Source organism: Desertihabitans brevis (assembly GCF_003327535.1).
Classification (GTDB): Bacteria; Actinomycetota; Actinomycetes; order Propionibacteriales; family Propionibacteriaceae; genus Desertihabitans; species Desertihabitans brevis.
Map to the genome: position 1 here is coordinate 200,208 of NZ_QOUI01000004.1, position 26,349 is coordinate 226,556.

Annotated in this window: 27 protein-coding genes, 1 tRNA gene and 1 pseudogene; 19 read left to right on the forward strand and 10 right to left on the reverse strand. The window is 74.2% G+C overall.

Features of this window, described 5'->3' with window-relative positions:
- The first annotated feature begins 19 nt into the window (after positions 1-19).
- Complete coding sequence (locus tag DT076_RS08285; protein WP_114126182.1) at positions 20-244, forward strand: hypothetical protein; 225 nt, start codon at positions 20-22, stop codon at positions 242-244.
- Between the two features lie 11 nt (positions 245-255).
- Here DT076_RS08285 and DT076_RS08290 read toward each other — a convergent pair whose 3' ends face one another.
- Positions 256-1,818, reverse strand: coding sequence for a deoxyguanosinetriphosphate triphosphohydrolase family protein (locus tag DT076_RS08290; protein WP_114126183.1), 1,563 nt, complete (start codon positions 1,816-1,818; stop codon positions 256-258).
- Positions 1,819-2,466: 648 nt separating this feature from the next.
- On the opposite strand from DT076_RS08290, the gene pgi reads away from it, so the two are divergent.
- Entirely contained in the window at positions 2,467-4,122 is a 1,656-nt protein-coding gene (gene pgi / locus DT076_RS08295) for a glucose-6-phosphate isomerase (RefSeq protein ID WP_114126184.1), read from the forward strand.
- Between the two features lie 15 nt (positions 4,123-4,137).
- On the opposite strand, the gene DT076_RS08300 is transcribed toward pgi, so the two are convergent.
- On the reverse strand, positions 4,138-4,749 hold the full coding sequence (locus tag DT076_RS08300; RefSeq protein ID WP_158548082.1) for a SanA/YdcF family protein: 612 nt from the start codon (positions 4,747-4,749) through the stop codon (positions 4,138-4,140).
- A 33-nt stretch (positions 4,750-4,782) separates the two neighbouring features.
- Between DT076_RS08300 and DT076_RS08305 the strand changes: the two genes are divergently transcribed.
- From DT076_RS08305 to panB, 13 genes are all read left to right on the forward strand, one after another.
- Positions 4,783-5,100: a putative quinol monooxygenase gene (locus DT076_RS08305; protein WP_114126186.1), complete on the forward strand. Its 318-nt coding sequence runs from the start codon at positions 4,783-4,785 to the stop codon at positions 5,098-5,100.
- Between the two features lie 5 nt (positions 5,101-5,105).
- Positions 5,106-5,651 carry a hypothetical protein gene (locus DT076_RS08310; RefSeq protein WP_114126187.1) on the forward strand — a complete coding sequence of 182 codons (546 nt, stop codon included), beginning with the start codon at positions 5,106-5,108 and terminating at the stop codon, positions 5,649-5,651.
- A complete protein-coding gene (locus DT076_RS08315; RefSeq protein WP_114126188.1) occupies positions 5,638-6,426 on the forward strand; it encodes an Fpg/Nei family DNA glycosylase in 789 nt (262 codons plus the stop codon). The genes DT076_RS08310 and DT076_RS08315 overlap by 14 nt, the downstream gene beginning before the upstream one ends.
- 165 nt (positions 6,427-6,591) lie before the next feature.
- Positions 6,592-9,570, forward strand: a complete 2,979-nt coding sequence (locus tag DT076_RS08320) for a Na+/H+ antiporter subunit A (RefSeq protein ID WP_114126189.1) — start codon at positions 6,592-6,594, stop codon at positions 9,568-9,570.
- Positions 9,567-10,217 (forward strand): Na(+)/H(+) antiporter subunit C, encoded by a 651-nt coding sequence (locus DT076_RS08325; protein WP_114126190.1) that lies wholly within the window; start codon positions 9,567-9,569, stop codon positions 10,215-10,217. Before DT076_RS08320 ends, DT076_RS08325 begins: the two co-directional genes overlap by 4 nt.
- Positions 10,214-11,791, forward strand: a complete 1,578-nt coding sequence (locus tag DT076_RS08330; RefSeq protein WP_233493788.1) for a Na+/H+ antiporter subunit D — start codon at positions 10,214-10,216, stop codon at positions 11,789-11,791. Before DT076_RS08325 ends, DT076_RS08330 begins: the two co-directional genes overlap by 4 nt.
- Positions 11,788-12,321, forward strand: a complete 534-nt coding sequence (locus DT076_RS08335) for a Na+/H+ antiporter subunit E (protein WP_114126191.1) — start codon at positions 11,788-11,790, stop codon at positions 12,319-12,321. Before DT076_RS08330 ends, DT076_RS08335 begins: the two co-directional genes overlap by 4 nt.
- Positions 12,318-12,794: a monovalent cation/H+ antiporter complex subunit F gene (locus DT076_RS08340; RefSeq protein WP_114126192.1), complete on the forward strand. Its 477-nt coding sequence runs from the start codon at positions 12,318-12,320 to the stop codon at positions 12,792-12,794. Before DT076_RS08335 ends, DT076_RS08340 begins: the two co-directional genes overlap by 4 nt.
- Positions 12,787-13,119 (forward strand): monovalent cation/H(+) antiporter subunit G, encoded by a 333-nt coding sequence (gene mnhG / locus DT076_RS08345; RefSeq protein ID WP_114126316.1) that lies wholly within the window; start codon positions 12,787-12,789, stop codon positions 13,117-13,119. The genes DT076_RS08340 and mnhG overlap by 8 nt, the downstream gene beginning before the upstream one ends.
- A 104-nt stretch (positions 13,120-13,223) precedes the next feature.
- Positions 13,224-13,958 carry a Rossmann-like and DUF2520 domain-containing protein gene (locus tag DT076_RS08350; protein ID WP_199539050.1) on the forward strand — a complete coding sequence of 245 codons (735 nt, stop codon included), beginning with the start codon at positions 13,224-13,226 and terminating at the stop codon, positions 13,956-13,958.
- On the forward strand, positions 13,958-14,809 hold the full coding sequence (gene panC / locus DT076_RS08355) for a pantoate--beta-alanine ligase (protein ID WP_114126193.1): 852 nt from the start codon (positions 13,958-13,960) through the stop codon (positions 14,807-14,809). Before DT076_RS08350 ends, panC begins: the two co-directional genes overlap by 1 nt.
- A 201-nt stretch (positions 14,810-15,010) precedes the next feature.
- Positions 15,011-15,403: an aspartate 1-decarboxylase gene (gene panD, locus DT076_RS08360; protein ID WP_114126194.1), complete on the forward strand. Its 393-nt coding sequence runs from the start codon at positions 15,011-15,013 to the stop codon at positions 15,401-15,403.
- 13 nt (positions 15,404-15,416) lie between these two features.
- Positions 15,417-16,301 (forward strand): 3-methyl-2-oxobutanoate hydroxymethyltransferase, encoded by an 885-nt coding sequence (panB, locus tag DT076_RS08365; RefSeq protein ID WP_114126195.1) that lies wholly within the window; start codon positions 15,417-15,419, stop codon positions 16,299-16,301.
- Positions 16,302-16,311: 10 nt separating this feature from the next.
- Here panB and DT076_RS08370 read toward each other — a convergent pair whose 3' ends face one another.
- The 3 genes from DT076_RS08370 to DT076_RS08380 all read right to left on the reverse strand — a co-directional run bounded on the left by DT076_RS08370 (position 16,312) and on the right by DT076_RS08380 (position 19,009).
- Complete coding sequence (locus DT076_RS08370; RefSeq protein ID WP_114126196.1) at positions 16,312-17,580, reverse strand: C39 family peptidase; 1,269 nt, start codon at positions 17,578-17,580, stop codon at positions 16,312-16,314.
- 140 nt (positions 17,581-17,720) lie between these two features.
- Positions 17,721-18,533: an aldo/keto reductase gene (locus tag DT076_RS08375; RefSeq protein ID WP_114126197.1), complete on the reverse strand. Its 813-nt coding sequence runs from the start codon at positions 18,531-18,533 to the stop codon at positions 17,721-17,723.
- A 101-nt stretch (positions 18,534-18,634) separates the two neighbouring features.
- Positions 18,635-19,009 carry a hypothetical protein gene (locus tag DT076_RS08380; RefSeq protein WP_114126198.1) on the reverse strand — a complete coding sequence of 125 codons (375 nt, stop codon included), beginning with the start codon at positions 19,007-19,009 and terminating at the stop codon, positions 18,635-18,637.
- 547 nt (positions 19,010-19,556) lie between these two features.
- Between DT076_RS08380 and argS the strand changes: the two genes are divergently transcribed.
- A complete protein-coding gene (gene argS / locus DT076_RS08385; protein WP_114126318.1) occupies positions 19,557-21,191 on the forward strand; it encodes an arginine--tRNA ligase in 1,635 nt (544 codons plus the stop codon).
- Positions 21,192-21,227: 36 nt separating this feature from the next.
- On the opposite strand, the gene ppgK is transcribed toward argS, so the two are convergent.
- Genes ppgK through DT076_RS08405 form a run of 4 tightly spaced genes read right to left on the reverse strand, consistent with a single transcriptional unit; the run spans position 21,228 to position 24,919 of the window.
- A complete protein-coding gene (ppgK, locus tag DT076_RS19900) occupies positions 21,228-22,055 on the reverse strand; it encodes a polyphosphate--glucose phosphotransferase (protein WP_114126199.1) in 828 nt (275 codons plus the stop codon).
- Between the two features lie 42 nt (positions 22,056-22,097).
- Complete coding sequence (locus tag DT076_RS19905; RefSeq protein ID WP_114126200.1) at positions 22,098-23,654, reverse strand: PH domain-containing protein; 1,557 nt, start codon at positions 23,652-23,654, stop codon at positions 22,098-22,100.
- Entirely contained in the window at positions 23,651-24,142 is a 492-nt protein-coding gene (locus DT076_RS08400) for a PH domain-containing protein (protein WP_233493790.1), read from the reverse strand. Before DT076_RS08400 ends, DT076_RS19905 begins: the two co-directional genes overlap by 4 nt.
- Positions 24,143-24,175: 33 nt before the next feature.
- Entirely contained in the window at positions 24,176-24,919 is a 744-nt protein-coding gene (locus tag DT076_RS08405; protein WP_199539051.1) for a DUF1707 SHOCT-like domain-containing protein, read from the reverse strand.
- Positions 24,920-25,058: 139 nt separating this feature from the next.
- On the opposite strand from DT076_RS08405, the gene DT076_RS08410 reads away from it, so the two are divergent.
- From DT076_RS08410 to DT076_RS19625, 3 genes and pseudogenes are all read left to right on the forward strand, one after another.
- Positions 25,059-25,132 (forward strand) — tRNA-Gly (locus DT076_RS08410).
- A 56-nt stretch (positions 25,133-25,188) separates the two neighbouring features.
- Positions 25,189-25,407, forward strand: a pseudogene (locus DT076_RS20445) (SDR family NAD(P)-dependent oxidoreductase); the annotation flags it as partial.
- A gap of 82 nt (positions 25,408-25,489) precedes the next feature.
- Complete coding sequence (locus tag DT076_RS19625) at positions 25,490-25,648, forward strand: SDR family oxidoreductase (RefSeq protein WP_199539052.1); 159 nt, start codon at positions 25,490-25,492, stop codon at positions 25,646-25,648.
- 10 nt (positions 25,649-25,658) lie between these two features.
- On the opposite strand, the gene DT076_RS08420 is transcribed toward DT076_RS19625, so the two are convergent.
- Positions 25,659-26,312, reverse strand: a complete 654-nt coding sequence (locus DT076_RS08420) for a GntR family transcriptional regulator (RefSeq protein WP_114126201.1) — start codon at positions 26,310-26,312, stop codon at positions 25,659-25,661.
- Between the last annotated feature and the right edge of the window lie 37 nt (positions 26,313-26,349).

Here is a 26,349-nt window from a genome sequence, read left to right on the forward strand (position 1 = left end):
CCATCCGAGGAGGATCCCCGTGCTCGTCCCCCTGGACGTCCATGACCACCGCACTCTCAGCCGCCGCGCCGCCCAGCGGTACGCCCTCACCGAGGCGCTCGCGTGCCGCCGCGCCGAGGAGCCGGCCGCCGACCCGCTGGTCCGGGCCCGGCACCGGCTCGCCGCCGGCATCGACCGCGTCGCCGACCAGCTCCACCGCGCGGCCCGCCGGGTCGCGCCCGCCGCGGTCGCGCCCGGGCGCTGACAGCCGACAGCTCAGAACCCGCCGGAGGGCCAGAGCCGGCCGCCGTCACCTCGCAGCCGGGACGCCTGGTCGACCACCTGCTCGTCGGTCAGCGAGGCGACGTAGTCGCAGATCGCCCGACCCCGCGACATCCGGGTCAGCGCCGACTCGTCGGTCTGGTGGTCCAGCCACTCCGGACGCTCCCGCGCCGTCCGGCGGTAGCCCTCGGCCGCGGTCTCGACCAGGTCGACCAGCCGGCGCGGCGCCCGTCCGGCGTCGGCGGTGTCGGAGAGCCACTCGTCGTAGGCGGTCACCAGCGAGGTGACCGCCGCGGCCTGGCCGCGCTGCTGCATCGCCAGGTCGGGCCGGTTGAGGACGAAGTGCTGGTGGACGAACTTCAGCAGGGCCACCTGGTGCCAGGCCAGCGTGGTCAGCGTGACGGTGGCGCCGCGCACCGGCGGGTCGGGTACCAGCCGCACCGAGGACACGAAGTGGTCGATCCACTGGTTGGTGAACCCCGACAGCGCCCGCTCGGCGGCCATCGACCCGTCGTGCGGGACGGCCAGCACCCCGTCCACGAACTCCTCCCCGACCGTGGCGACGGCCTCGGTGAAGGCGTCCTCGTCGAAGATCCAGGCGTCCTTGCCGGCCAGCCGGCGGCGCAGCCGCTCCAGCCCGGCGCCCGGCATCCGGGTGCGAGCCCGCAGCTCGGCGGCCTCCAGCGCGGCCAGCTCGGCGCGCCGGGACGTCCACTCCCGCAGCTCGGCCGAGACCAGCGAGAACTGCAGCACGCCGGAGCGGTGGAAGTCGTCGAGGTCGTGCAGGGAGTAGGCGATGTCGTCGGCCAGGTCCATCACCGCGCACTCCGGTGTCTGACGTCCGGGCGGCACCATCGGGAACGCGGCCAGCACGTCGACCATCTCGGCCAGGTCCGGCACGTAGGCGCTGAACTTGGCCGCTGCTCCCGCCGCGGCGACGTCCACCCGGTCGCGGTAGGGGGTGGCGCCCCGCGGCGGCTCGGGCCACGCGCTGGGGTGCGGGTCGGGCCAGTGGAAGCGTCCCCACGGGTACTTGAGGACGGCCGCGCGGACGGCCGTGGTGAGGTTGAGCCCCTCGTCGCCCGGGCCCAGCACCTCCAGCTCGGTGATGATCCGGAACGTCTGCGCGTTGCCCTCGAACCCGTCGGCCAGTCCGAACCGGGTCCGGGCCAGCCGGTCCAGCACCCGTTCGCCGAGGTGGCCGAAGGGGGGATGGCCGATGTCGTGGGCGACCGCCGCCGCCTGCGCGACCACGTGGTCGAGCCCGCCCAGGTCGTCCAGCAGGTCGGGGTCGGCGCTGCTCCACAGCCCGACCGCGATCGCCCGCGCCACCGCCGAGACCTTGATGGTGTGGGTCAGCCGGTTGTGCACCACGCCCGGCGTGGACGCCGACGTCACCACCTGGGTCACCTCGGCCAGCCGCGAGAACGAGGGCGCGAACCGCAGCCGCTCCAGGTCGACCCGGAACTCCGACTCCAGGCCGGTCCCGAGCGGGCGCGACGACGACTCCTCCGGCCGGGCCCGCCGGACCCGCGCCGCCTCGGCTGCTGGCTCCACAGCCGCACCCTCCCACACCGCGCCGCTGCCGCTCCCGTCCCGGGCGGGCGGTGGCGTCGGTCCCGTCGGCGGAGGGCGGGACAGGGTCGCCGTCCCCCGCGGCGCTGTCTGGGTGGGGGTGAAAGTGGGGCGCTGAGCAGCGCCCACCCGCGGCGCTCCTGATGGCAGTCGGTGGCGGAAGGCCGAGGACCGCCCACTCGCTGCACCGTTCGCGGCCGGAGGCCCGTCACGAGCTGAGGGGCGCCCACTCGCGGCGCCGTTCCGGTGCCAGACGGGCGCCAGGCCTGAGGGGCGCCCACTCGCGGCGCCGATCCGGCATCGCACGGGCGTCCGGCCCGAGGACCGCCCACTCGCGGCGGTGCTCGACGCAGGTCGTGTGGCGCTGAGCGGCACCCACCTGCGAGCTGAGGGACGCCCACTCGCGGCGCCGCTGCGGCCTCGGGCGGGCGTCCGGCCTGAGGGCCGCCTACTCGCCGCGGTCCTCCGCGCGGGCAGCGACGCGGCGCGGAGCACCGCCCGCTCGCGGCAGTGCTCAACGCGGGTGGCGACGGGCCGCCATGCCCCGGGGAGCCGGAGCGCTCCCGGTGCCGCCACACCGAGCCCGAGGGGCCCGGGGCAGCGTCCGGCGGCGCCACTACGCTCGCCACCATGGACACCCCGGTCGACGTCACCACCACCGACTCCTGGACCCGGCTGGCCGCCCTGGCCGCCGACCTGCAGCCCGACCTGCGCCGCTGGTTCGCCGAGGACCCGCACCGCGCCGAGCAGCTCTCCTTCGACGCCGCCGACCTGCGGGTCGACCTGTCGAAGAACCTGCTCACCCCCGATGTCATCCGCGCCCTGCTCGACCTGGCCGACGAGGTGGGTCTGGAGCGGCGCCGCGACGCGATGCTGGCGGGGGAGAAGATCAACGTCACCGAGGGTCGCTCGGTGCTGCACACCGCGCTGCGCCGCGCCGAGGGCGACTCCCTGGTCGTCGACGGCGAGGACGTCGTCGCCCAGGTGCACGCCGAGCTGGCCAAGGTGTACGCCTTCGCCGACCAGGTGCGCAGCGGGGAGTGGACCGGCGTCACCGGCAAGCGCATCGAGACGGTCGTCAACATCGGCATCGGCGGCTCCGACCTCGGCCCGGTGATGGCCTACGAGGCGCTGAAGCCCTACGTCCAGGACGGCCTGACCTGCCGGTTCATCTCCAACATCGACCCCACCGACAGCGCCGAGACCGTCGCCGACCTCGATCCCGAGACCACGCTGGTCATCGTCGCGTCCAAGACCTTCGGCACCCTGGAGACGCTGACCAACGCCCGGCTCGTGCGCTCCTGGCTGCTCGACACCCTCGCCTCCCGCGGCATCGCCACCGACGACGCGGTCGCCAAGCACTTCGTCGCCGTCTCCACCGCGCTCGACAAGGTGGCCGACTTCGGTATCGACCCCGAGAACGCCTTCGGCTTCTGGGACTGGGTCGGCGGGCGCTACTCGGTCGACTCCGCGATCGGGACGTCGCTGGCCGTCGCCATCGGCCCGGAGCGGTTCACCGAGTTCCTCGCCGGTTTCCGTGCGATGGACGAGCACTTCGCCACCACCCCGCTGGGTCGCAACGTGCCGGCGCTGATGGGGCTGCTCAACGTCTTCTACACCAACCACCTCGGCGCGCACAGCCACGCGGTGCTGCCCTACGCCCAGTACCTGCACCGGTTCCCGGCCTACCTGCAGCAGCTGACCATGGAGTCCAACGGCAAGGGCGTGCGCTGGGACGGCAGCCCGGTCGGCACCGACACCGGCGAGATCTTCTGGGGCGAGCCCGGCACCAACGGCCAGCACGCCTTCTACCAGCTGATCCACCAGGGCACCCGGCTCATCCCGGCCGACTTCATCGCCTTCGCCGAGACCGCGCACCCCCAGCGCGACGGCGAGGCCGACGTGCACGAGCTGTTCCTGGCCAACTTCTTCGCCCAGACCGCTGCGCTGGCCTTCGGCAAGACGGCGGAGGAGGTCCGGGCCGAGGGCACCGACGAAGCGGTCGTCCCGGCCCGGGTGTTCCCGGGCAACCGGCCCACCACCTCGATCATGGCCGCCGCCCTCACCCCGTCGGTGCTCGGCCAGCTGATCGCGCTGTACGAGCACATCACCTTCGTCCAGGGCGTGGTCTGGGGCATCGACTCCTTCGACCAGTGGGGCGTGGAGCTCGGCAAGCAGCTGGCCAAGGACCTCACCCCGGCGGTGGCCGGGGACGCGGACGCGCTGGCGGCCACCGACCCGTCCACCCGGGCGCTGATCAGCTGGTACCGCGCGCACCGGTCCTGAGCCGGACGCGGGGGGTCAGCGCCCGGTCGAGCGGGCGGGCCGGCGGCTCAGCAGGTCCCACCCCGCCTTGAGCAGGGCCAGCTGCTCGCGCGCCACGCCCTCGCGCCAGGTGCGGCGGTGGTGGCGGACCGAGTCGTCGCCGACCCCGACCGCGTCGATGCCGAGCGCCCGGGCGGTCGCCACCGCCCGCGGCAGGTGGTAGGTCTGCGAGACCAGCACCAGCCGGTCGAGCCCGTAGACGTGGCGCGCCCGCCAGCAGGTGTCGTAGGTGTCGTAGCCGTGCGGGTCGACCGTCACCGCCTCCGCCGGGACGCCCGCCGCGACCAGCTCGCGGCGCATCACGCGGGCCTCGCCGTGCGACCCGTCGTCGCCGGAGACCAGCACCCGTTGCACCGTGCCCGAGCGCACCAGCGCGGCGGCGACCTCCAGGCGTCCCCGCAGGAACCCCGAGGGCTGTCCGTCCTCGCGCACCTGCGCGCCGAGCACCACCGCCACCTCCCGCGGCGGGACGTCCTCGGGGCGGTGCACCCACCGGTGGGTGCCGAGCGCGACGCCGGCGCAGGCCGCGGCCCAGCCGAGGACGCCGACCCCGGCGACGCTGGTGAGGAGGCGGGTCCGACCGGGCACGCGCCCACTGTAGGCAGCGGCTAGGTTGCTGCCATGTCCGAGCCCGTCGTCGTCACCGCCTACTTCCACCCGCTGCCCGGCAAGCACGATGCCGTGGTCGAGGCGCTGCACCCGGCCATCGCCGCCGTGCACGCCGAGCCGGGGTGCCAGCTCTACGCCATCCACCGCGCGCCGGATGACACCGTGGTGATGATCGAGAAGTGGTCCAGCGAGGAGTACCTCGATGTGCACGGCTCCGGCGGTGCGGTGGCCACCCTGAACGAGAGCCTGGAGGGTCTGCTGGCCCGTCCGGTCGAGGTCACCCGGCTGCGTCCGATCCCGGCCGGCACGCCGGAGCAGGGCCAGCTCTGAGACCGGTGGCACCCGGCGGGATCGGGACGCGGGTCGGCTCGGCGATCGGTGCGGTCGGCGGGCTGTCGTTCGTGCTGGTCAACGCGGGTGCCCTGCCGGTGCCGGTCGACACGGCGGCCCGCGTCCTCGGCGTGGTCGGCTTCCTCGCCGTGCTCGCCGCGGTCGTCCTCGGCACCCCCGCCCGTCCCGGGCCGGACGGGCCGCCCGGCCGCGGCCAGCAGGTCCGCTGGCTGGTGACCACGCTGGCGATGGTGGTGGCCTTCGTCGCCGGTGCGGCGGTGCTGCGGGCCGTCGGCTACCCCGACCTGCAGGTGCTGTGGGTGGTCCTCGTCGTCGGCGTGCACTTCTGGCCGCTGGCTGCGGTGCTCCGGGTGCCGCTGTTCCGCCGGCTCGGGCTGGCGCTGGTGGGCGTGGCGCTCGCCGGCGGGATCGCCCGGTTCGCGGGCTGGACACCGGCCGCCGGCTCCGCCGCCACGGTGGCCGGGCTGGTGCTGCTCGGCTTCGCGCTGGCGCCGTGGCTGCCGCCGGGACGCACTCGTGCCCGAGGGTGACACCGTCTGGCTGGCCTGCCTCCGGCTGGACGCCGCGCTGCGCGGACGTCGGCTGACCCGGGCCGAGCTCCGGGTGCCGCAGCTCGCCGCGGCCGACCTGGTGGGGGTGACCTGCACCGGGGTGGTGGCGCGCGGCAAGCACCAGCTGACCCGCTTCGACAACGGCTTCACCCTGCACACCCACCTGCGGATGGAGGGCGGCTGGCGGATCCGCCGCGCCGGTGAGCGGCTGCCCGGCCCGGCCGACCAGATCCGGATCATCCTGGCCAGCGCCGAGCACACCTGCGTCGGGCTGCGGATCCCGGTGGTCGAGCTGATCCGCACCGACGCCGAGCACGAGGTCGTCGGTCACCTCGGCCCCGATCTGCTCGACCCCGGCTTCGACGCCGAGGAGGCCCTGCGCCGGCTCCGCCACCACCCCGGGCGCACCATCGGTGAGGCCCTGCTCGACCAGCGCAACCTCGCCGGCATCGGCACCCTCTACCGCGCGGAGACGCTGTTCCTCTCCGGGCTGCACCCACGCACCCCGGTCGGTGACGTGCCCGACCTGCCCGCCGTCGTCCGCCGGGCCCGCGCCCTGCTGGAGGCCAACAAGCTGCAGCACGACCAGGTGACCACCGGCCTGCGCCGGCGCGGGGAGGAGCACTGGGTGTTCGAGCGTCCCGGCAAGCCCTGCCGCCGGTGCGGCACCCTCATCGCCACCGAGGAGTTCGGCCCGCCCGGCCAGGAGCGGCGCAGCTACTGGTGCCCCCGCTGCCAGCCGGCCCCCTCCTGACCCTCGCGCGGCCGGGTCGCCTCTGCGGGCGGTGCCGTCGCGGCAGGACCCTCCGGACCGCTGTCCGGCCGCCGCGGTCGACGCCGCCGCCTCCGGATCACGTCCTCGGCCGCAGCGGCTGACCGCCGCTAGGATGGCCGCTCCGCCCTCTGCGACAGGAGATCTGTGATCCCGCTGCTGCTCGCCCACGCCGTGGCAGCAGCAGTCGCGCCCTGGCTCGTGTCCCGGCTCGGCCGTCGCGCCTTCCTGCTGCTGGCCCCGGTGCCGGCCGCGGCCGCCGTCTGGGCGTTGGCGCAGACCGGCGCCGCGCACTCGGCGTCCCCGCCGCAGCTGGTGCTGCCGTGGGTGCCGAGCCTGGACCTGCAGCTGGCCTTCGTGCTCGACCCGCTGGCCTGGCTGATGGTGCTGGTGGTCGGCGGCGTCGGGGCCCTGGTGCTGCTGTACTGCGCGGCCTACTTCGACGACGACGAACCCGGTCTCGGCCGTTTCGCCGGCTGCCTGACTGCCTTCGCCGGGGCGATGCTCGGGCTGGTGCTCACCGACGACCTCCTGGTCCTCTACATCTTCTGGGAGGCCACCACCGTCCTGTCCTACCTGCTGATCGGGCACCGCCCCGGTTCGAAGGTGTCGCGGGCGGCGGCCACCGAGGCGCTGGTGGTGACGACCTTCGGCGGGTTGGCGATGCTCCTCGGGATGGTGCTCGTCGGGGAGGCCGCCGGCACCTACCGGATCTCGCAGGTCCTCGCCGACCCGCCGTCCGGCCCGCTGGTCGCGGCCGCGGTGGTCTGCCTGCTCGCCGGGGCGCTGAGCAAGTCGGCGCAGGTGCCGTTCCACTTCTGGCTTCCCGGGGCGATGGCCGCGCCCACCCCGGTCAGCGCCTACCTGCACGCCGCCGCGATGGTGAAGGCCGGCATCTACCTGGTGGCGCGGCTGGCCCCCGGCTTCGCCGAGGAGCCGGTGTGGGCGCCGGTGGTGCTGGGCGTCGGCGGGCTGACCATGCTCATCGGCGCGTACCGGGCGCTGCGCCAGCACGACCTCAAGCTGCTGCTGGCCTACGGCACCGTCAGCCAGCTCGGCTTCCTCACCGTGGTCGCCGGGCTCGGTGGCTACAACGGCGGGCTGACCGCGCTCACCCTGCTGCTGGCCCACGCCATGTTCAAGGGCTGCCTGTTCCTCGTGGTCGGCACCGTCGACCACCTCACCGGCACCCGCGACCTGCGCGAGCTCTCCGGGCTGGGACGCCGGATGCCCCTGCTGCTCTGGACGTCCGTGATCGCCGCCGGGTCGATGGCCGGGGTGCCGCCGATGCTCGGCTTCGTCTCCAAGGAGATGGCCTACGACACCGTGCTCACCCGCGCCACCGAGGGCGGCGGGCTGCCGGACACCGTCCTGCTGGCGGTGCTGGTGGCGGGCTCGGTGCTCACCGTCGCCTACAGCGCACGGTTCAGCCTGGGCGCCTTCGGACGCCGCCGCGACATCGAGGACACCCCGGTGCACGCGCCCGGACGCGACGCCGTGCTGCTGGTCGGGGTGCCGGCCCTGCTCGCCGGGCTCTCCCTGCTGGCCGGTCCGCTGTCGACGCTGGTCGAGCCGTGGCTGGAGGGCTACGCCGAGCTGATGCCGCACGCCGGGCACGACGTCCACCTCGGGTTGTGGCACGGGTTCACCCCCGCGCTCGGGCTGTCGGCCCTGACCCTCGGTCTGGGCGCGCTGCTGGTGTGGGGCCGCACGGCCGTCGAGCGCGGGCAGTCGGTGGTGCCCCGGGTGCCCGCCGCCGAGCACGGCTACCGGCTGCTCATGCGCGGACTGGACCGGCTCTCCGTCGAGGTCACCGGCGGGGTGCAGCGCGGGTCGCTCCCGCTCTCCCTCGGGCTGGTGCTGGGCACCACCGTGGCGGTCACCCTCGGGGCGCTGGTGGTCGGGCTGGCCTCCGGCGCGGACCCGTGGCCGGAGTCGGTGACGTTGTGGGCCTCGCCGGCCGACGTCGGGGTGGTGGCGGTGACGGGGGTGGCCGCCCTGGTGACGGTGCGCTCGCGGCGCCGGTTCCGCGGTGTGCTGGCCGTCGGCATCACCGGCTACGGCGTGGCGGCGTTGTTCGCCCTGCACGGTGCACCCGACCTGGCGCTCACCCAGGTGCTGGTGGAGACGGTCTCGCTGGTCGTGTTCGTGCTGGTGCTCCGCCGGTTCAGCGGACGGTTCAACGACGACGCCACCCGCAAGCAGCGCGCCGTCCGAACCGTGATCGGGGCCGGGGCCGGCGTGATGGCCACCGTGGTCGCGCTGATCGCGGCCGGGGCCCGCACCGCCACCCCGGCCTCGGCGGGCATGGACGTCACCGCGGTCGACTTCGGCGGCGGCTACAACATCGTCAACGTCATCCTCGTCGACATCCGCAACTGGGACACCCTGGGTGAGCTGTCGGTGGTGCTGGTGGCGGCCACCGGCATCGCCAGCCTGGTCTACGTCCGCGGCAACGAGGTGCACGAGCACAACGAGCGGCTCCGGCAGGCCCGGGTGCAGCGGCGCCAGCAGGTCCGTCCGACCACCGCGAGCCGGTCCTGGCTGCCGGCTGCCGACCAGGTGCCGGAGCGGCGCCGCACCGTCGTCTTCGAGGTGCTGGCCCGGCTGCTGTTCCACACGATCATGGTGTGGTCGGTGTACCTGCTGCTGGCCGGGCACAACCTGCCCGGAGGCGGGTTCGCCGCCGGCATCGTGGCCGGGCTGGGGCTGACCATGCGCTACCTCGCCGGTGGACGCGCAGAGCTGCAGGCCGCGGTACCCGTCACCCCCGGTGCGCTGATGGGGCTGGGGCTGTTCCTCTCCGCCGGGTTCGGCGCGGTCTCGATCCTCGCCGGTGGGCTGGTGCTGGAGACCTGGACCTTCATCTGGGACGTCCCGCTGCTGGGCGAGGTGAAGGTGGTCACCTCCGTCGCCTTCGACATCGGCGTCTACCTCGTGGTGGTCGGTCTGGTGCTCGACGTGCTGCGCAGCCTGGGCGGGCAGGTGGACGTCCAGATCGAGCAGGAGCAGGGCGTGGACCGCCAGCCGCGGCCGAGCGAGCCCGGCCAGGTCGGCTCGGACCAGGGCGACGCCGACGCCGCGGTCGCCGGCCGGCTCTCCGCCGGTGAGGGGGTCGGCCGGTGACGCCCAACCTGCTGCTCTGCCTGCTCGCCGGCCTGCTGGTCGGCTGTGGGGTGCACCTGCTGCTGGCCCGCAGCGTCGTCCGGGCCCTGCTCGGGTTCCTGCTGCTCGGCAACGGCATCAACCTGCTCTTCGTGGTGGCCGCCGGACCGCGCGGCCGACCGCCGATCGTCGGCCTGGGCGACGAGTCGCAGCCGATGGCCGACCCGCTGCCGCAGGCGATGTCGCTGACCGCCATCGTCATCACCCTGGCGATGACCGGGTTCGTGCTCGCGCTGGCCCACCGCAGCTGGCAGCTCAGCCGCAGCGACGTCGTCGAGGACGACCCCGAGGACGCGCGGATCGGGCTGCGGGCGCTGGAGAACGACATGTCGGAGAGCGACTTCCACGGCGGCCCGGGCGCCGACCCGCGCCACGTCGACCCCGACGAGGCACCGCCGGGCACCGTGCCGGAGGAGGACGACGGCACCCACCCTGATCCCGATGCGGCGCCTCCGGGGTCCGCCCCGGGGAAGCGAGCCGAGCCCGGTGTGCCGGGCAGCGACGACGCCGCGGCCGGCCTGGACGCCGATCGCCCCGACCACGTCGACCCCGACCCGTCCACCCCCGAGCCACCGGCCCGCCGACCCGGGCAGGAGGGCGCGCTGTGAGCGATGAGATGCTGCACACGCTGCTGACCGCCCTGGTGCCGCTGCCGGTGCTGCTGCCGCTGGTCGGGGCCGGGATCGCCCTGGTGGTGCGCACCCGGACCGGGCTGCAGCGGGCGGTGTCGGTGACGACGATGAGTCTGGTGCTGGTCATCGCGGTGACCCTGCTGTGGGGGGCCGACACGCAGGGTCGGCTGCTGGTCACCGTCGGCGGCTGGCTGCCGCCCCAAGGCATCACGCTGGTGGTGGACCGGCTGACCGCGCTGATGGTGCTGGTCGCGGTCACCGTCACCTTCGCGGTGCTGCTCTACGCCATCGGCCAGGGCCGCGGCGCCATGGACCGCGAGTCCGGCGGCAACGCACCGGTGCCGATCTTCCACCCGACGCTGCTGGTGCTGCTGTCCGGCGTGTCGACGACGTTCATCTCCGGCGACCTGTTCCACCTCTACGTCGGCTTCGAGATGCTGCTGGCCGCGAGCTTCGTGCTGCTCACCCTGGGCGCGACCATCGACCGGGTCCGCGCCGGCATCTCCTACGTGTTCGTCTCGCTGGCCTCGTCCTCGGTGTTCCTGATGGCGCTGGCGATGATCTACGCCGCCACCGGCACGGTGAACATGGCCCAGCTGTCGGTGCGACTGGCCGAGCTGGAGCCGGCCACGGCGCTGGTCCTGCAGGTGCTGCTGCTCACCGGCTTCGCCGTGAAGGCCGCGGTGTTCCCCATGTCGGGCTGGCTGCCCGACGCCTACCCGACCGCGCCCGCGCCGGTGACGGCGGTGTTCGCCGGGCTGCTGACCAAGGTCGGCGTGTACGCCATCCTGCGCACCCAGACCCTGCTGTTCCCCGGCAGCCCGCTGCCCGACCTGCTGCTGTGGGCGTCCCTGCTCACCATGCTGGTCGGCATCCTCGGCGCGGTCGCCCAGGACGACGTCAAGCGGTTGCTGTCGTTCACCCTCGTCAGCCACATCGGCTACATGCTCTTCGGCGTCGCGCTGGCCTCGCCGGCCGGGCTGTCGGCCTCGATCTACTACGTGGCCCACCACATCACCATCCAGACCACCTTGTTCCTCGTGGCCGGGCTCATCGAGCGGCGCGGTGGCAGCACCTCGATGAGCAAGCTGGGTGGCATGGCCACGATGTCGCCGGGCCTGGCGGTGCTGTTCCTCGTGCCGGCGCTCAACCTCGGGGGGATCCCGCCGTTCTCGGGGTTCCTCGGCAAGGTCGGGCTGCTGCAGGCCGGCGCCGAGCAGCCCACCCCGCTGGTGGTCGCGCTGCTGGTGGGCTCGGTGCTGACCAGCCTGCTCACCCTGTACGCCGTCTCCCGGGTCTGGTCGCGGGTGTTCTGGCGGCCGCCCACCGTGGCCCCGGTGACCGAGGACAACCGGCTGGAGCGCCGGTACGAGCGCCGGTTCGCGCTCGCCCCGGGGGTCGTGGCCCCGACCGCCGCGCTGGTGCTGGTGGGGATCGCGCTCACCGTGGCCGCCGGCCCGCTGCTCGCGGTGACCGACCGTGCCGCGGCCGAGCTGCTGCGTCCCGACGGCTACGTCGCCCTGGTGTTCGGGGGAGGGGAGGTGCCGTGATCCGCGACCGGGTGCAGCTGGTGCCGGTGCTCCTGCTCACCGCCGTCTGGACCGCCATGTGGGGCGCGGTGACGCCGCTGGTGGTCGTCGGCGGGGTGGTGGTGTCGGTGCTGGTGCTGCTGGTGTTCCCGCTGCCCGCGCTCACCCTGGGGCTGCGTCCGCGGCCCTGGGCGGTGCTGGTGCTGGCCGGCGCCTTCGTCCGCGACCTGCTCGTCGGCTCGGCCCAGGTGGCCTGGCTGGCGGTGCGCCCGGGTCCACCGCCGGGCGGGTCGGAGGTGGAGGTCGAGCTGCACTGCGACCACGACCTGCTGCGCACCGTCACCTCGCAGCTGACCACCCTGGTGCCCGGCACGGTCGTGGTCGACCTGGCCGGGCGGCGGATGCGGCTGCACGCCATCGCCGTCCACACCGACGACGAGCGGCTGGAGGTGGCGCAGCGGGTGCTGCACACCGAGCGCCGGGTCATGCACGCCTTCGGGCTGCAGGCGCCGGACGCCTCGACCCCGGTCACCGCGAAGGAGGTCCGGTGAGTCTGCAGACGGCGCTGATCGGCGGGAGCGCGCTGCTGCTGTCCGTCGCGGCCCTGCTGGTGGTGGTCCGGCTGGTGCGTGGCCCGTCGGTGCTGGACCGGACCATCTCCACCGAGGTGCTCATCTCGATCCTGGTCTGCGGGCTGGCGCTCCACATCGCCAGCAGCCGCAGCTCGACGACCCTGCCGGTCCTGGTCTCGCTCGCGCTGACCGGGTTCGTCGGCTCGGTCGCCGTGGCCCGTTTCGTCGCCGGCGACCACGACCGGGGCCGGGACGCCCCGGAGGACGGCCACCTCGGCGCGGCGGGGCAGGACCCCGACCCGGAGGAGGAGGTCCCGGCGGGGCCGCAGCCGGCGCCCGGGTCGCCCGCCGCGGCACGGCCGGAGGTGCCGGTGGACCGCGCGGCGGCCGTCGAGGACGCCGCCACCTCACCGGACCGCGAGGGGCCGGAGGGGGGTGGTCGTCGTGGTTGAGCAGGTGCTCGACATCGCCGGGCTGGTCGCGATCGCCCTCGGCGCCCTGGTCTGCCTGACCACCGCGCTCGGCATGCTGCGCTTCCCCGATCTGCTGACGCGGATGCACGCCGCCACCAAGCCGCAGGTGCTCGGCGTCCTGCTGGTGCTGCTCGGGGTCGCGCTGCGCCTGCGCACCGACCTCGGTCTGGTCGCCCTGGTCGCGCTGTTCCAGCTGCTGACCATCCCGGTCGGCGCCTTCATGGTCGCCCGCGCCTCCCGCCGTACCGACCTCCCACCCACCGACCCCTTCCCGCCTCCCTCCGACGACTCCCCGTCCTCCTGACCCGCACCCGCGCGCCGACCCGACCCCAGCGCCCTGAGCCTGTCGAAGGGCGGATCTGCTGGCCACCCGATCGCCGCCCCCGCCCGACCGACTACGGTGCCCCGGTGTCCACCTCGTCCCCGCCTCCGGGTCCGCTGGCGCTGGTCGGCCCCGGCCGGATGGGCCGCGCCCTGGCCGCCGCCCTGACCGCCGCCGGCGTCGAGGTGGAGGGCCCCCTGGGCCGCGGTGGCGTCCCCACCGCCGACGTGGTCCTGCTCTGCGTGCCCGACGCCGCCATCGCCGAGGTGGCCGCCGGGCTGCCCGTGCGTCCCGGACGGCTCGTCGGGCACGTCTCGGGGGCCACCACGCTGGCCCCGCTCGCCCCGCACGAGGCGTTCTCGGTGCACCCGCTGATGACGGTGCCGACCGGCGGGGCGACCTTCACCGGCGCGACCGCCGCGGTGGCCGGCACGACCTCGCGCGCGCTCGCCCTGGCGACCACGCTCGCGGAGGCGGTGGGTTTGCTCCCGGTCACGGTCGCCGACGAGGACCGCGCGGCCTACCACGCCTCGGCCAGCGTGGCGTCCAACTTCCTGCTCACCCTGCTCGACGGCGCGGAGCGGCTGGCGGCCTCCGCCGGCGTCCCGCGGGAGCGGCTGGCGCCGCTGGTCCGCGCCACGGTGGAGAACTGGGAGCGCACGGGCAGCGCGGAGACCCTCACCGGTCCGGTGGCGCGCGGGGACGCCGAGACCGTGGCGCGGCAACGGGCGGCGGTGACCGAACGCACCCCCGAAGAGCTGCCGCTGTACGACGTCATGGTCGAGCGCACCACCGCGCTGGCCCGCAGGGGAGGACGCTGATGCAGACCATCCGCACCGTCGACGAGCTCCGCGCGGCGCTGGGCGGGCACCGCCGCGCCGGCCGCACCATCGGGCTGGTGCCGACCATGGGCGCCCTGCACGAGGGGCACCTGGCGCTGGTCCGGGCCGCCCGGGCGGAGGCCGATGTCGTGGTGCTGTCGCTGTTCGTCAACCCGACCCAGTTCGACGACGCGGGCGACCTCGCCGCCTACCCCCGCGACGAGGGGCGCGACGCCGAGCTCGCCGAGGGCGCCGACGTCGACCTGCTCTTCGCCCCTGCGGTGGCCGAGGTGTACCCGACCGGGTTCGCCACCACGGTCTCGGTCGGCGGCGTCAGCGGACGGCTGGAGGGCGCGCACCGGCCCGGCCACTTCGACGGGGTCGCGCTGGTGGTGACGAAGCTGTTCGGCATGGTCCGCCCCGATGTCGCCTGGTTCGGCCAGAAGGACGCCCAGCAGGTCGCCGTGGTGCGGCGCGTGGTCGCCGACCTCGACCTCGGTGTGCGGATCGAGACGGTGCCCACCGTCCGCGAGCCCGACGGCCTGGCGCTGTCGAGCCGCAACGTCCGTCTGGGTGCTGCGGACCGCATCCGCGGGCTCGCCCTGCGGCACGGCCTGGACGCCGTGGTGGCCCGGCTGGCGGCGGGGGAGTCCGACGCCGTGGCCGCCGCGGAGGCCGGCCGGGCAGTGATGCGCGGCGAGGGCGTCGAGCCGGAGTACCTCGAGGTGGTCGACCCCGACACCTTCGAGCCGGTCGGGCGCACGGAGGGGCGTCCGGTGCTGGTCGTCGTCGCGGCTCCCGTCGGGCCCGTCCGCCTGATCGACAACGAGCTGGTTGAGCCGCCGCGGTGATTCTGCGCCAGGGTGACGCCCACCGGCGACTCCACCCGCACAACGGTGCGGCGGCGGGTCCGGCGGAGCAGCACCCTGGCGCAGGATCCCTGCGTCCTCAGCCTGACCCGCTCGGCGGGCGGAATACCGGCGTGTCGTCGTAGGGTTGAGGAGGTCGAGCGACGACCGTCGCCCCGCACTGCTCACAGGAGGACGCCGACCGTGCAGCGCATCATGCTGAAGTCGAAGATCCACCGCGCCACGGTGACCGATTCCGACCTGCACTACGTCGGGTCGATCACCGTCGACCCCGACCTGCTCGAGGCCGCCGACATGCTCGAGTTCGAGCAGGTGGCCGTCGTCGACGTCGACAACGGCGCCCGCTTCGAGACCTACACCATCGCCGGTGAGCGGGGCTCGGGCGAGATCAAGGTCAACGGGGCGGCGGCCCGGCTGGTGCACCAGGGCGACACCATCATCATCATCTCCTACGGCCAGTACGACCGCGCCGACCTCGAGACCTACGCCCCCCGGGTGGTGCACGTCGAGCGCACCAGCAACCGCATCCTCGAGGTCGACGAGAAGGTGGGCGTGCTGCTCACCGCGGACGCCTGAGAGCGGGGCGCTGATGTCGACGGTGCGGTCGGTGTCGCCGGGCGGGACGGCCCGCAAGCCCATCACCCTGCCCGAGCTGGCGGCCCGCAAGCGCGCCGGTGAGCCGGTGGTGATGGTGACCGCCTACGACTTCCCCAGCGCCCGCGCGGCCGAGGACGCCGGCGTCGACATCGTGCTGGTCGGCGACTCCGGGGCCATGACCGTGCTCGGCATGGACTCCACCGTGGGCGTCGAGCTGGAGGAGATGCTGGTGCTGGCCCGGGCGGCCCGCCGGGGGCTGCGGACGCCGCTGCTGGTCGTCGACCTGCCGTTCGGCTCCACCGAGGTCTCCGACGCGCAGGCGGTCACCAGCGCCCTGCGGCTGGTGAGGGAGGCCGGCGCGGACGCCGTCAAGCTGGAGGGCGGCGGCCCCGAGCGGATCTCCCGGGTGCGCGCCATCCTGGCCGCCGGCATCCCGGTGATGGGCCACGTCGGGCTCACCCCGCAGACCGCCACCGCCCTCGGCGGCTACCGGGCCCAGGGCCGCGACGCCGCCACGGCCGCGCGGATCGTCGCCGAGGCGCGGGCGCTGCAGGAGGCCGGCTGCTTCTCCGTCGTGCTCGAGGCGATCCCGTCCGAGCTCACCGAGCTGCTGCTGCCCCAGCTCACCGACACCCTGGTGATCGGCATCGGCGCCGGCCCGGCCACCGACGGACAGGTGCTCGTCTTCCACGACCTGCTCGGCATCCGCGAGGGCAAGGGCGCGAAGTTCGTGCAGCGCTACGCCGACCTGCAGGACGCCATGACCGACGGCGTCCGCCGCTACGCCGAGGACGTCCGCAGCCGCGCCTACCCCGCCCCCGAGCACGGCTACGGCATGCCGGCCGAGGAGCTGGAGCGCCTCCGCACCCTGCTCTGAGGGGTGCGGCTCACCAGTTCCCGGGGGAGGACGGCGGCTTGGTGCCGGGCTTGGTGATGACGTAGACCAGCCCACCGGACTTCGGGAGCCAGGCGTTCTCGAACTGGCTGCGCTTGTACGTCGTCCGGACCTGGCTGTTGGACTTCTTGAGGTGCGAGGCGGGGTCGTTGACGACCACGTCACCGGACTTCGTGAAGCCGACGATGACGAGCAGGTGGCCGGCGGTGCTGTAGCCGGCGCCGGTCATCTCCGCGCTCGTGAAGGAGACCGAGGCGACCAGCGGGATGCCGGCGGCGATGAAGGCCTCGGCCTCCCGCAGCGAGCGCAGCCGGGTGACGAAGGCGTCCGCGCCCTCGTTGTGGGCGTAGGCGGTGCACATCGGCCAGTTGCCGGTGCCCTTGTAGGCGTAGTCGTAGCAGCGCTTCGCGGCGTGGTCGACCTGCCGGTCGGCATGCCCGCTGCCCACCCAGGCCGTGGTCGAGGAGGACGGCCCGAGCTTCCAGTAGTCGAGCACCATCGCCACCGACGTCGGTGAGCACCAGGCCTCTCCACCGTTGCCGTACTGGGGGAGGTGCCCGACATGCACCTGCTGGGAGTAGGTGGGCACCGCCAGGGTCCGGGCGGCCCTCCCGGTAGGAGCGGACGTCCCCACCTTCGTGCGGTCGGGGATGGCCGAGGTCGCCACGGTCAGCCCGCGCACCCAGCAGCGGGCGGTGGTGCCCTTGGGCCGGTGCAGCCGCACCTGCACCTGGTAGCTCTTCAGCGCGATCCGGTCGGCCATCACCAGGGTGTCGGTGGCGACGCTGGCGTGCCGGTCGCCCTGCCCGCCGACCGAGGTGCGGCGGATGTCGGCGCTGCTCTCGCCCTCGGCCCACCGGCCGAGCACGTACCACCTGGTCGCCACGCCGCCGGTGGTCGTCCCCTTGACCCGGATCTCGACGAAGGTGCCGGGCTGGGTGTGGGCGTTCCAGGACGCGACCAGCTCGGTGGTGGCGCCGGGGCTCTTCGTCTGCGAGGTCCAGGTGGCGACGTCGTAGGTGCGCTTCGTCCTCGTGTGCGGGTCGGTGTAGGTGCTGGTCGAGGTGGCCCGGTCGAACTCGACGTTGCCGGCGCGGACGCCGGTGCCGGAGCCCCTGCCGCGCTTCCAGTCGGTCTCGGACGTCCAGCGGTCGAGGGTGACGCGGTCGGCGGCGTGCGCGGCGGTCGGGAACGCCGTGAGGGCTGCGGCGCCGGCGGTGGCGCCGAGCGCGAGGCGGGGGAGGTGGCGACGGGGGATCACGCGCGAACAGTAGGCCGCGCGGGACGCCGGGTGAAGGGGGTGCCGGAGGCCTCGAGCGTGGGTGGAGGGTTGGCCGGTGCTGGGCAGGACGCACGACGGCCCCGGGCGGAGTGCCCGGGGCCGTCGGAAGGACGCCGGAGTCAGCCGGCGTCGGGGTCGCCGCCGGTGCGCTCGTTCTTGTTGAGCCCGTCGATGGTGGCGATGTCCTCATCGGCCAGCTCGAAGTCGAAGACCTCGAAGTTGGCCTTGATCCGGGACGGGGTCACCGACTTCGGGAAGACGATGTAGCCCTTCTGCAGGTGCCAGCGCAGGATCACCTGGGCGGGCGTGCGGTCCACCTTCTCGGCGAGCTGGGTGATGGCGGGGTCCTCCAGCGGACCACGGCCCAGCGGCGTCCAGGCCTCGACCTCGATGCCGAAGGAGCGGATGTCGGAGACCAGCGGCTCCTGGGTGAGGTAGGGGTGGATCTCCACCTGGTCGACCACCGGGGTGACGCCGGTGGCGTCGATGATCTCCTGCAGGTGGTGGCGGTGGAAGTTGGAGACGCCGATGCTGGTGGTCAGGCCCTGCTCGCGCAGCGTGACCAGTGACTCCCAGGCCTGCACGTACTGGCCCTGGCTCGGCGCCGGCCAGTGGATCAGGTAGAGGTCCACCCGGTCCAGGCCGAGCTTCTCCAGGCTCTCCTGGATGGCGACCTCGGCGTCGGCGTGCCGGTTGTTGAAGAGCTTGGTGGTGACGTACAGCTCCTCGCGCGGGATGCCGGACTCGCGGATGGCGCGACCGACGCCCTCCTCGTTGCCGTAGATCGCTGCGGTGTCGATGTGGCGGTAGCCGGTCTCCAGGGCGGCGGCCACGGACGGGACGATGTCCTCCTCGCTGACCTGCCACACCCCGAAGCCGAGCTGGGGGATGGTGGTGCCGTCGTTGAGGGAGACGTGGGGAACCTGCGTCATCGGGGACCTCCTGCTCGTCGTGGTGGGTTCCAGCCTGAACCCTTTCAGTACCCCTCGCCCCGCTCGTCACCGGGTCGGCGTGCGGACGCCGCGGGCCCGGCTCAGGGCAGCAGCGAGAGCAGCCACCCGACCAGCGTGCCCGGCTCGCCGAGGAACGCCAGCCCCTCGATCCACCGCTCCCACGTGCGGGCCGGCTCGCCCGGGTCGCCGCCCAGCTCCGGCGCCGCGAGCAGGACGCCGGTCGCCAGCCCGACCCACGGCAGCACCAGCGACGCGAGCAGGGCGAGCAGGGCCGCTCCCCGTGGACGCTCCCGGGCCAGGGCGATCACGCCCACCACCAGGGCGGTGCCGGCGACCACGACGCAGCCGGTGAGGACGGCCATCGCCAGCGCGACGCCCTCCCTCCCGTCGGAGGCAGCGGTCGCGCCGTGCAGCACCGCCCACGCCGCCGCGAGGGAGGCGAGGAGCGTGAGCACCAGCGAGAGCCCCGAGGCGGCCCGCGATGTCCGGCGCCGGAGGGGTGCGGGCGCCAGCGGGGACGCCGGACGCCCGGGTGCCGGCCGCGACCGGACGGGTGCCGGTGCCGGCGGTGTCCGGCGCCAGCGGGAGGTGCGGGCCGGACCGGGTGGGGTGGGCGGGGCATCCCACCGAGTCGTCGGCTCCGGTGCGGACGGCCGGTCCATCAGGAGGGTCGGCGCGGGCGGACGTCGCGGGGGTACGGCGGCGGTCGGGGGGATCGGCCGGGCTCGAGGCGGCCCAGGCCAGGGGGTGGGTGCCGCGGGTGCGGACGACCCGGGCTCGGACCGCGCCGGTCGGCGGGACGGCTCCAGCCGGACGTCGTGCCACGGCCGGTCCTGGCTCCAGCGCACCGGCTCCTGCCAGCCCGGGGCCTCGGGCTGCGGAGCGGGTCGGTGCGGGACGACGGGCACGGCCCCATCCTCGCCGACCGACCCAAGACCGGCACCCGTCCGGCCGGCCGGCGGAGCGCCGGAGCACCCCGACCTGCGTGGAAGAATGGCCGCCATGTCCTCGCTGCCCCACACGCTGAGCGGACGGCTGCAGGCCGTGGCCGGCGTCGACCCCGAGCTGCGCGCGGCGACCAAGCCGCAGTTCGGGCACTTCCAGTCCAACGTCGCCCTCCGGCTGGCCAAGGCGGAGGGACGTCCGCCGCGGGAGGTGGCGCAGCGGCTGGTGGAGCAGGCCGACCTGTCCGACCTGTGCGAGACGCCGGAGATCGCCGGGCCCGGGTTCATCAACCTGCGGCTGCGCACCGACGTGCTGGCGGCCGCCGCCTCGGAGGTCCGCGCCGACCCCCGGCACGGGGTCGAGCCGCAGCCGCCGCAGACCGTGGTGATCGACTACTCCGCGCCCAACGTCGCCAAGCAGATGCACGTCGGCCACCTGCGCTCCACCATCATCGGCGACTGCCTGGCCCGGGTGCTGCGCGCGCTCGGCCACACCGTCGTCGCGCAGAACCACATCGGCGACTGGGGCCGGCAGTTCGGGATGCTGGTCGAGCAGATCCTCGACGAGCAGCTGGACGTCGCCGCGCTCGACCTGGCCGGTGCGGAGGAGCTCTACCGCCGCGCCAACGACCACTTCAAGGCCGACGAGGCCTTCGCCGACCGGGCCCGGCGCCGGGTGGTGCTGCTGCAGTCCGGCGACGAGGAGACGCTGGCGATCTGGCGGCAGCTGATCGACATCTCGCTGGCCGGATTCCACGAGGCCTACGCCCGGCTCGGGGTGCTGCTCACCGACGCCGACCTGGCCGGGGAGTCCACCTACAACGACGACCTGCCGCGGGTGGTGGCCGACCTGGAGGCCAGCGGCGCCGCCGTGGTCGACGACGGCGCGCTGGTGGTCTTCGTCGAGGGCTTCAACGCCCCGATGATCGTGCGCAAGCGCGACGGCGGTTTCGGCTACTCCGCCACCGACCTGGCCGCGGTGCGCCGCCGCGTCGGCGAGCTGGGGGCGGACCGGATCCTCTACGTGGTCGGCAGCGAGCAGACCTTCCACTTCAACCAGGTCTTCGCCGTGGCCCGCAAGGCCGGCTTCCTCCCCGAGCGGGTGCAGGCCGAGCACGTCGGCTACGGGATGGTGCTCGGCACCGACGGCAAGCGGCTGCGCACCCGCGACGGCGGCACGATGAAGCTGGCCGACCTGCTGGACGCGGCCGAGGAGCGGGCGGCCCGTCCCATCGCGCTGGCCGCGGTCAAGTACGCCGACCTGTCCAACAGCCTGGTCAAGGACTACGTCTTCGACCTGGACCGGATGGTGCAGACCGTCGGCGACACCGGGCCCTACCTGCAGTACGCCCACGCCCGGCTCTGCCAGCTGCTGCGTCGCGCCGAGGCCGAGCAGGCCCAGGTCGGCGAGGCGGTCACCGTGCTGGCCGAGCCGGCCGAGCAGACCCTGGCGCTGCTGCTCACCCGCTTCGGCGAGACGGTGGCCGAGGTCGGGCAGACCCTGCAGCCGCACCGGCTCTGCGCCTACCTCTACGAGCTGGCCGGGGCGCTGTCGGTGTTCTACGAGCAGTGCCCGGTGCTCAGGAGCGAGGGCGAGGTGCGGGCGTCCCGGCTGGCGCTCTGCGTCACCGTCCGCGACGTGCTCGCCGCGGGGCTGGACCTGCTCGGCATCGAGGCCCCCGAGCGGATGTGATGGCCGGAGGCCGGGCGGATGTGACGCCCGGGGGCGTCAGCTCTTGGAGGCCTTCGCCTTCGACACCCGGGGCTCGCCCGGGGTCTGGTAGTCCAGCACCGGCTCGGGGTGGGCCCGGCGGTCGGCGGCCAGCCAGGCGGCGCCGATGATGCCGGCCTTGTTCTTCAGCGCGGCCGGCACGATGGGGGAGTTGAGCCGCAGGTGCGGCAGGAACTGCTCGTGGTCCTTGGAGACGCCGCCGCCCACCACGATGAGGTCGGGCCACAGCAGCTTCTCCACCACCTCGTAGTAGCGCTGCAGCCGCGGCACCCACTCCTCGTAGGACAGGCCCAGCTTGTCCTTGACCCCGGAGGAGGCCTGGCTCTCGGCGTCGTGGCCGTCGATCTCGAGGTGGCCGAGCTCGGAGTTGGGTACCAGCACCCCGCGGTGGATGATCGCCGAGCCGATGCCGGTGCCCAGCGTGGTCAGCAGCACCAGCCCCGGGTGGTCCTTGGCGGCGCCGTAGCGGACCTCGCCCACGCCGGCGGCGTCGGCGTCGTTGACCAGGTAGATGTCGCGCTGCAGCCGGTCCTCGAAGACCTTCTCCGCCTCGCAGTCGATCCAGGAGGCGTGGATGTTGGCCGCCGACCGGGTGCGGCCGTGGGTGACCACCGCCGGCACCGTGACGCCGATGGGGCCGTCGCCGATCTGGTCGGCGAAGTGCTCGACGATCTGCGCCACCACCTCGGCCACGTTGTCGGGGGTCGACTCCCCGGGGGTGTCGATGCGCAGCCGCTTGGCCGCGAACTCACCCTTCTTGAGGTCGACCGGGGCCCCCTTGATCCCCGAGCCGCCGATGTCGATGCCGAGAACGGGCTTGCTCACGGGTCCGACCCTAGAGCACCCCGCCGACACCGGGGTGACGGGTCAGCGGGTCGGCTCTCCCGGCGGGGACGGCGCCTGAGGGGCACGCGGGTCCGGCTCGTCTGCCTCCGCGGGCTGGCGCAGCACCGGACCGGCGGCACTGCCCGGGGCGGCGGTGGCGCGGGCGGCGCGCATCCGGTCGAGCTGGCTCAGCGCCGTCCGGCGGGCGTGCTCGGGGTCGACGTGCACGATCGCCAGGTTCACCGGCCCGGGTGTGGTGTCGACGTTCACGGTGGCCAGCCCGAGCGCGCGCTGCAGCGGGCCCTGGGTCAGCCGCACCGACTGGGTCTTGGCGTGCGGGACCACCTCGGTGATCGCGTACAGCCAGCCCCGCCGGGTCACCACGACCCGCTCGTCCCAGCCGTGCCGCAGCGTCCACCAGTTCCACGGCCGCAGCCAGGCGGCGCCGCGCGGGGAGGGGTGGAGCTCGATCGCCGCCAGGTCGACCTCGGGCATGATCGCCGCGAGCGCCGTGCGGACCTGCTCCTCGGTGGCGACCGGGAACAGCAGCGAGCTCTTGGCGCCGCTCTGCTGGTTGCCGTCCTCGCCGCTGCTGGTGTGGCCGAGGACGTCCATCCGCACCCGGTACAGCCCGAGCGCCTTCCAGGTGGCCGGCTGCCCGATCGACAGGCCCTGGATGCGGTCCACCGGGACCGACTGGCTGGTCAGGCTGGTCAGGCCGCGGGAGATCCGCAGCCCCCGCCCGCTGCGGGAGAGGGTGTAGTTGAACTGGCTGACCAGGTACATGCTCACCGTGGTCAGCAGCGCGATCCCGAGCGGGATGATGCCGCCGAGGGCGAAGAAGATCACGCCGAGGACGCCGGTGACGACCAGCCCCACCACGAGGGCCACCGCCGGCAGCAGGAAGTCCAGCGAGAGCAGGAAGCCGAGCACCAGCTGGCGCGGGCTGAGCCGGACGAGCACCTCGTCGGCGCTGCTGAGGTCGGTCCAGGCGCTGGCCTGCGGCCCCTCCTCGGCGATGCTGCTCTGCTCGCCGGTGGCGCGCTGCACCAGGTAGTCGCGCAGCCGGGTGGCGCGGGCCCGGCCGAGGTACCTCAGGCTGGCCCCGGAGTCGCCGGCGCCGGCCTCGAGCTTGAGCTCGGCCAGCCCGAAGATGCGGGCGGCGAGGGGCTGGGTGACGTCGATCGACTGCAGCCGCTGGAACGGGATCTTCTTCGAGCGGCGGGTGAGCACCCCGGTCTCGATCCGCAGCTCCTCGTCGTCGATGACGAAGCGGGTGAACCGCCAGGTGACGAACCCGGCCGCCGCCGCGACGAGGAACACGCCCGCCACCGCCAGCAGCACCCACTGCAGCGAGCCGGCCAGGTCGGTCAGCCAGCTCTCGCCGTCCCCGTCCGGCACCAGCTCCCGGCCGACCGCCACCAGGATCGCCACCAGGACGACCCAGCCGCGGATCAGCGGGGTGAGCGGGTGCGGGCGCTCGAAGGTCTTGCCCTCGGCGTCCACCTGCGCGGGCGGCTGGGCCCCCGCGCCGGGCGGGACGGGGCCCGGGGCCGTGCGGTCGGGGCCGGTCGGGGGCGTCTCCGGCGTGGAGCTCACAGCCCGGACAGCCTTGCCTCGGCCCGTTCGGTGAGCTGGTCCCGCAGCCGGGTGGCCTGGTCGGCGGTCAGCCCGGGGATGGTGGCGTCGGTGCTGGCGCTGGCGGTGACGAGCTTGACGGTGGCCAGGCCGAAGGCCCGCTCGAACGGGCCGGTGGTGACGTCGACCACCTGCATCCGGCCGTAGGGCACCACGGTCAGCCGGCGGAACATCACGCCGCGGGTGATGTAGAGCTCGTCCTCCAGCTCGGCGTAGCCCCAGGCCCGCCAGCGGCGGCGCAGCAGCGCGAGGTCGACCACCGCGATCACCGCGAACACGCCCCAGATCAGCGCGCTGATCCACCACTGGTCGCTGAGCACGCCGACCAGCACGGCCGGGATGGTGGAGACCAGCACGCAGCCGATCACCGTGCCGAGCAGGGAGTAGGTCTGCCACCGGGGGGAGATGCGTTGCCAGTCGGTGCGGGGCGGCGCGAAGAGCTGGTCCACGGGTCCCAACCTAGTGGCGGGGTCCGACGGTGGCTATCGGTCGATGCGGCCGCAGCCGTGGCCGGTGTGGCCGCCCTTCTTGAGCTTCTTGCGCACCGCCTTCGGAAGCTTGACCTCGATGCCGCCGAACATCACCAGCCCCCGCAGCACCAGCGTCGGCGCCCCGGGCGGTGCGGCGGGCACCTTGACCTCGCTGCCGCCGAAGACGGCCATCGTCTCGTTGCGCACCGCCATCCCCTCGGGCACCGTGATCTCCAGACCACCGAACATCACCAGCCCGTTGATCTCGATCTCGTCGCCCTCCAGGGTCGCCTCGGTGAGGTCGATCTCGCCGCCGCCGAACATCACCAGCAGCTGGTTCTGCCGGTGCACCCGCCAGACACCCTTGCGCTCGAAACCGCTGAACATCGCCATCATCCGGTCCGGGGACGCCGACGGGGAGGTGCGGTCGACGGTCGGGCCGGCCGGGCTCGAGGTGCTCGGCAGCGGCCGGTCGAGCGGGATCAGGTCGTCGGTGAGCGGGATCAGCTCGTCGAAGGTGCGCGCCCGCATCGCGGCGTCGAGGCGCTCCTCGTGCTCCTCGTGGGTGAGCCGGCCCTCGGCGTAGGCAGTGCTCAGCACGGCCGCGACCTTGGCCCGGTCGCTGTCGGAGGCCCGCAGCGCCCCGGGACGCGGGGCCGGGCGGCTGGCCGGGTCGGGGTCGCGGACGTCCGGGGTCTGCGGCGGGGCCGACAGCAGGGGCCACTCGCCGCGCTCGGGCTGGACGGAGTTCTGCACGGCCCCACGTTATGCCGAGGAGTGGTCGTCGTCAGCAGGGAGCGGCACCGATCCGGGCCGCATCAGGGACGCCACCCAGGCAGGCGATGCGCTAGAGTGTCGCCGCGACGCAGGGGCTCCGTCCCCGCCGCGGCGTCTCGCGGATGTAGTTCAATGGCAGAACATCAGCTTCCCAAGCTGAGAATGCGGGTTCGATTCCCGTCATCCGCTCCACCGCCTCCCCGTCAGAGGTTTGACCCTCTCCCGGCGGGAGACCCCACGCTGGCGCCATGTCTGACATCTCTTCGCCGTCCCGCTACCCCCGCCCGCTCGCGCTGACCGGCCGCCGCGCCGTCGTCGTCGGTGGCACCCGCGGCCTCGGGGCCGCGGTGGTCGACCGCCTGGCCGACGCCGGCGCCGAGGTGGTGGCCGTCGGCCGCTCCACCCCCGGCTCGACCCGCGCAGCCCGCGTCGTCCAGGCCGACGTGACCCGTCCGGACGCCGCCGAGGTGGTCGCCGACGCCGTCACCGAGGACGGCGGGCTCGACGTCCTGGTGCAGGTCGCCCCGCGGCGTCAGCGAGGAGGAGGGCATGACGCTCCTCCTGGACTCCCTGGGCGGCGTCCCCGACGGGCGGCTGGCGCCGGTGGAGGAGATCGCGGAGGTGGTCGGCTTCCTCGTCTCCGACGCCGCCGGCTCGGTCCTCGGGGAGGAGGTCACCGTCGACGGCGGCACCGTGAAGACGACCTGAGGTGCACCGCTCAGTCGTCGCGGATGGTGGTGGGGAGGCTGCGCCAGGTGTCCCGCTCGGCGGAGGCCGCGCCGGCGGCGTCGCCGGACTCGCACAGGGCGATCAGCTGCTCGTGGCGCTCGACCGAGGCCAACCCGTCGACGCCGAACCGGGCCAGCTCCGCCCGCCGCACCACCGGACCGAACTGGCTGAGCACCTGCTCCACCGCGGCGTTGCCCAGCGCCCGCACCGGCACGGCGTGCAGCTGGTCGTCGCTCTGCAGGGCGGCCGCGACGTCGCCGCGCGCGATGGCGTCGGCGAACCGCCGGTTGGCCGCCCGCATCGCCTCGATGTCGTCGGCGCCGAGCGTGCCGGCGACCTCACGGACGGCGAGCTCGTGCATGGCGGCGACGACGTCCCGGGCGTCGCGCAGCGACTTCTCGTCGATCTGGCTGACGACGGTCGAGCGACCGGGGGAGGTGACCACCAGCCCGTTGGCGCCCAGCCGCAGCAGCGCCTCGCGGACCGGGGTCCGGCTGACGCCGAGCCAGGCGGCGAGCTCGACGTCGCGCAGCTGCTCACCCGGGGCGAACGTGCCGTCGACGATCGCGTCGCGGAGCCGCACGTAGACGTCGTCGCGGAGCAGGGAACGGTCGACCGGCGTGGCCTCGCGAGGGATCGGCATCCAACATATTGGACACAGGAACCACTCCGGGAACAAA

Coding starts and splice junctions, on each gene's coding strand:
- argS (WP_114126318.1), top strand. CDS start 19,557: ATGTCCTCGCTGCCCCACACGCTGAGCGGACGGCTGCAGGCCGTGGCC.
- DT076_RS08375 (WP_114126197.1), bottom strand. CDS start 18,533: ATGACGCAGGTTCCCCACGTCTCCCTCAACGACGGCACCACCATCCCC.
- DT076_RS19625 (WP_199539052.1), top strand. CDS start 25,490: ATGACGCTCCTCCTGGACTCCCTGGGCGGCGTCCCCGACGGGCGGCTG.
- DT076_RS08305 (WP_114126186.1), top strand. CDS start 4,783: ATGTCCGAGCCCGTCGTCGTCACCGCCTACTTCCACCCGCTGCCCGGC.
- DT076_RS08420 (WP_114126201.1), bottom strand. CDS start 26,312: ATGCCGATCCCTCGCGAGGCCACGCCGGTCGACCGTTCCCTGCTCCGC.
- panC (WP_114126193.1), top strand. CDS start 13,958: ATGCAGACCATCCGCACCGTCGACGAGCTCCGCGCGGCGCTGGGCGGG.
- pgi (WP_114126184.1), top strand. CDS start 2,467: ATGGACACCCCGGTCGACGTCACCACCACCGACTCCTGGACCCGGCTG.
- panB (WP_114126195.1), top strand. CDS start 15,417: ATGTCGACGGTGCGGTCGGTGTCGCCGGGCGGGACGGCCCGCAAGCCC.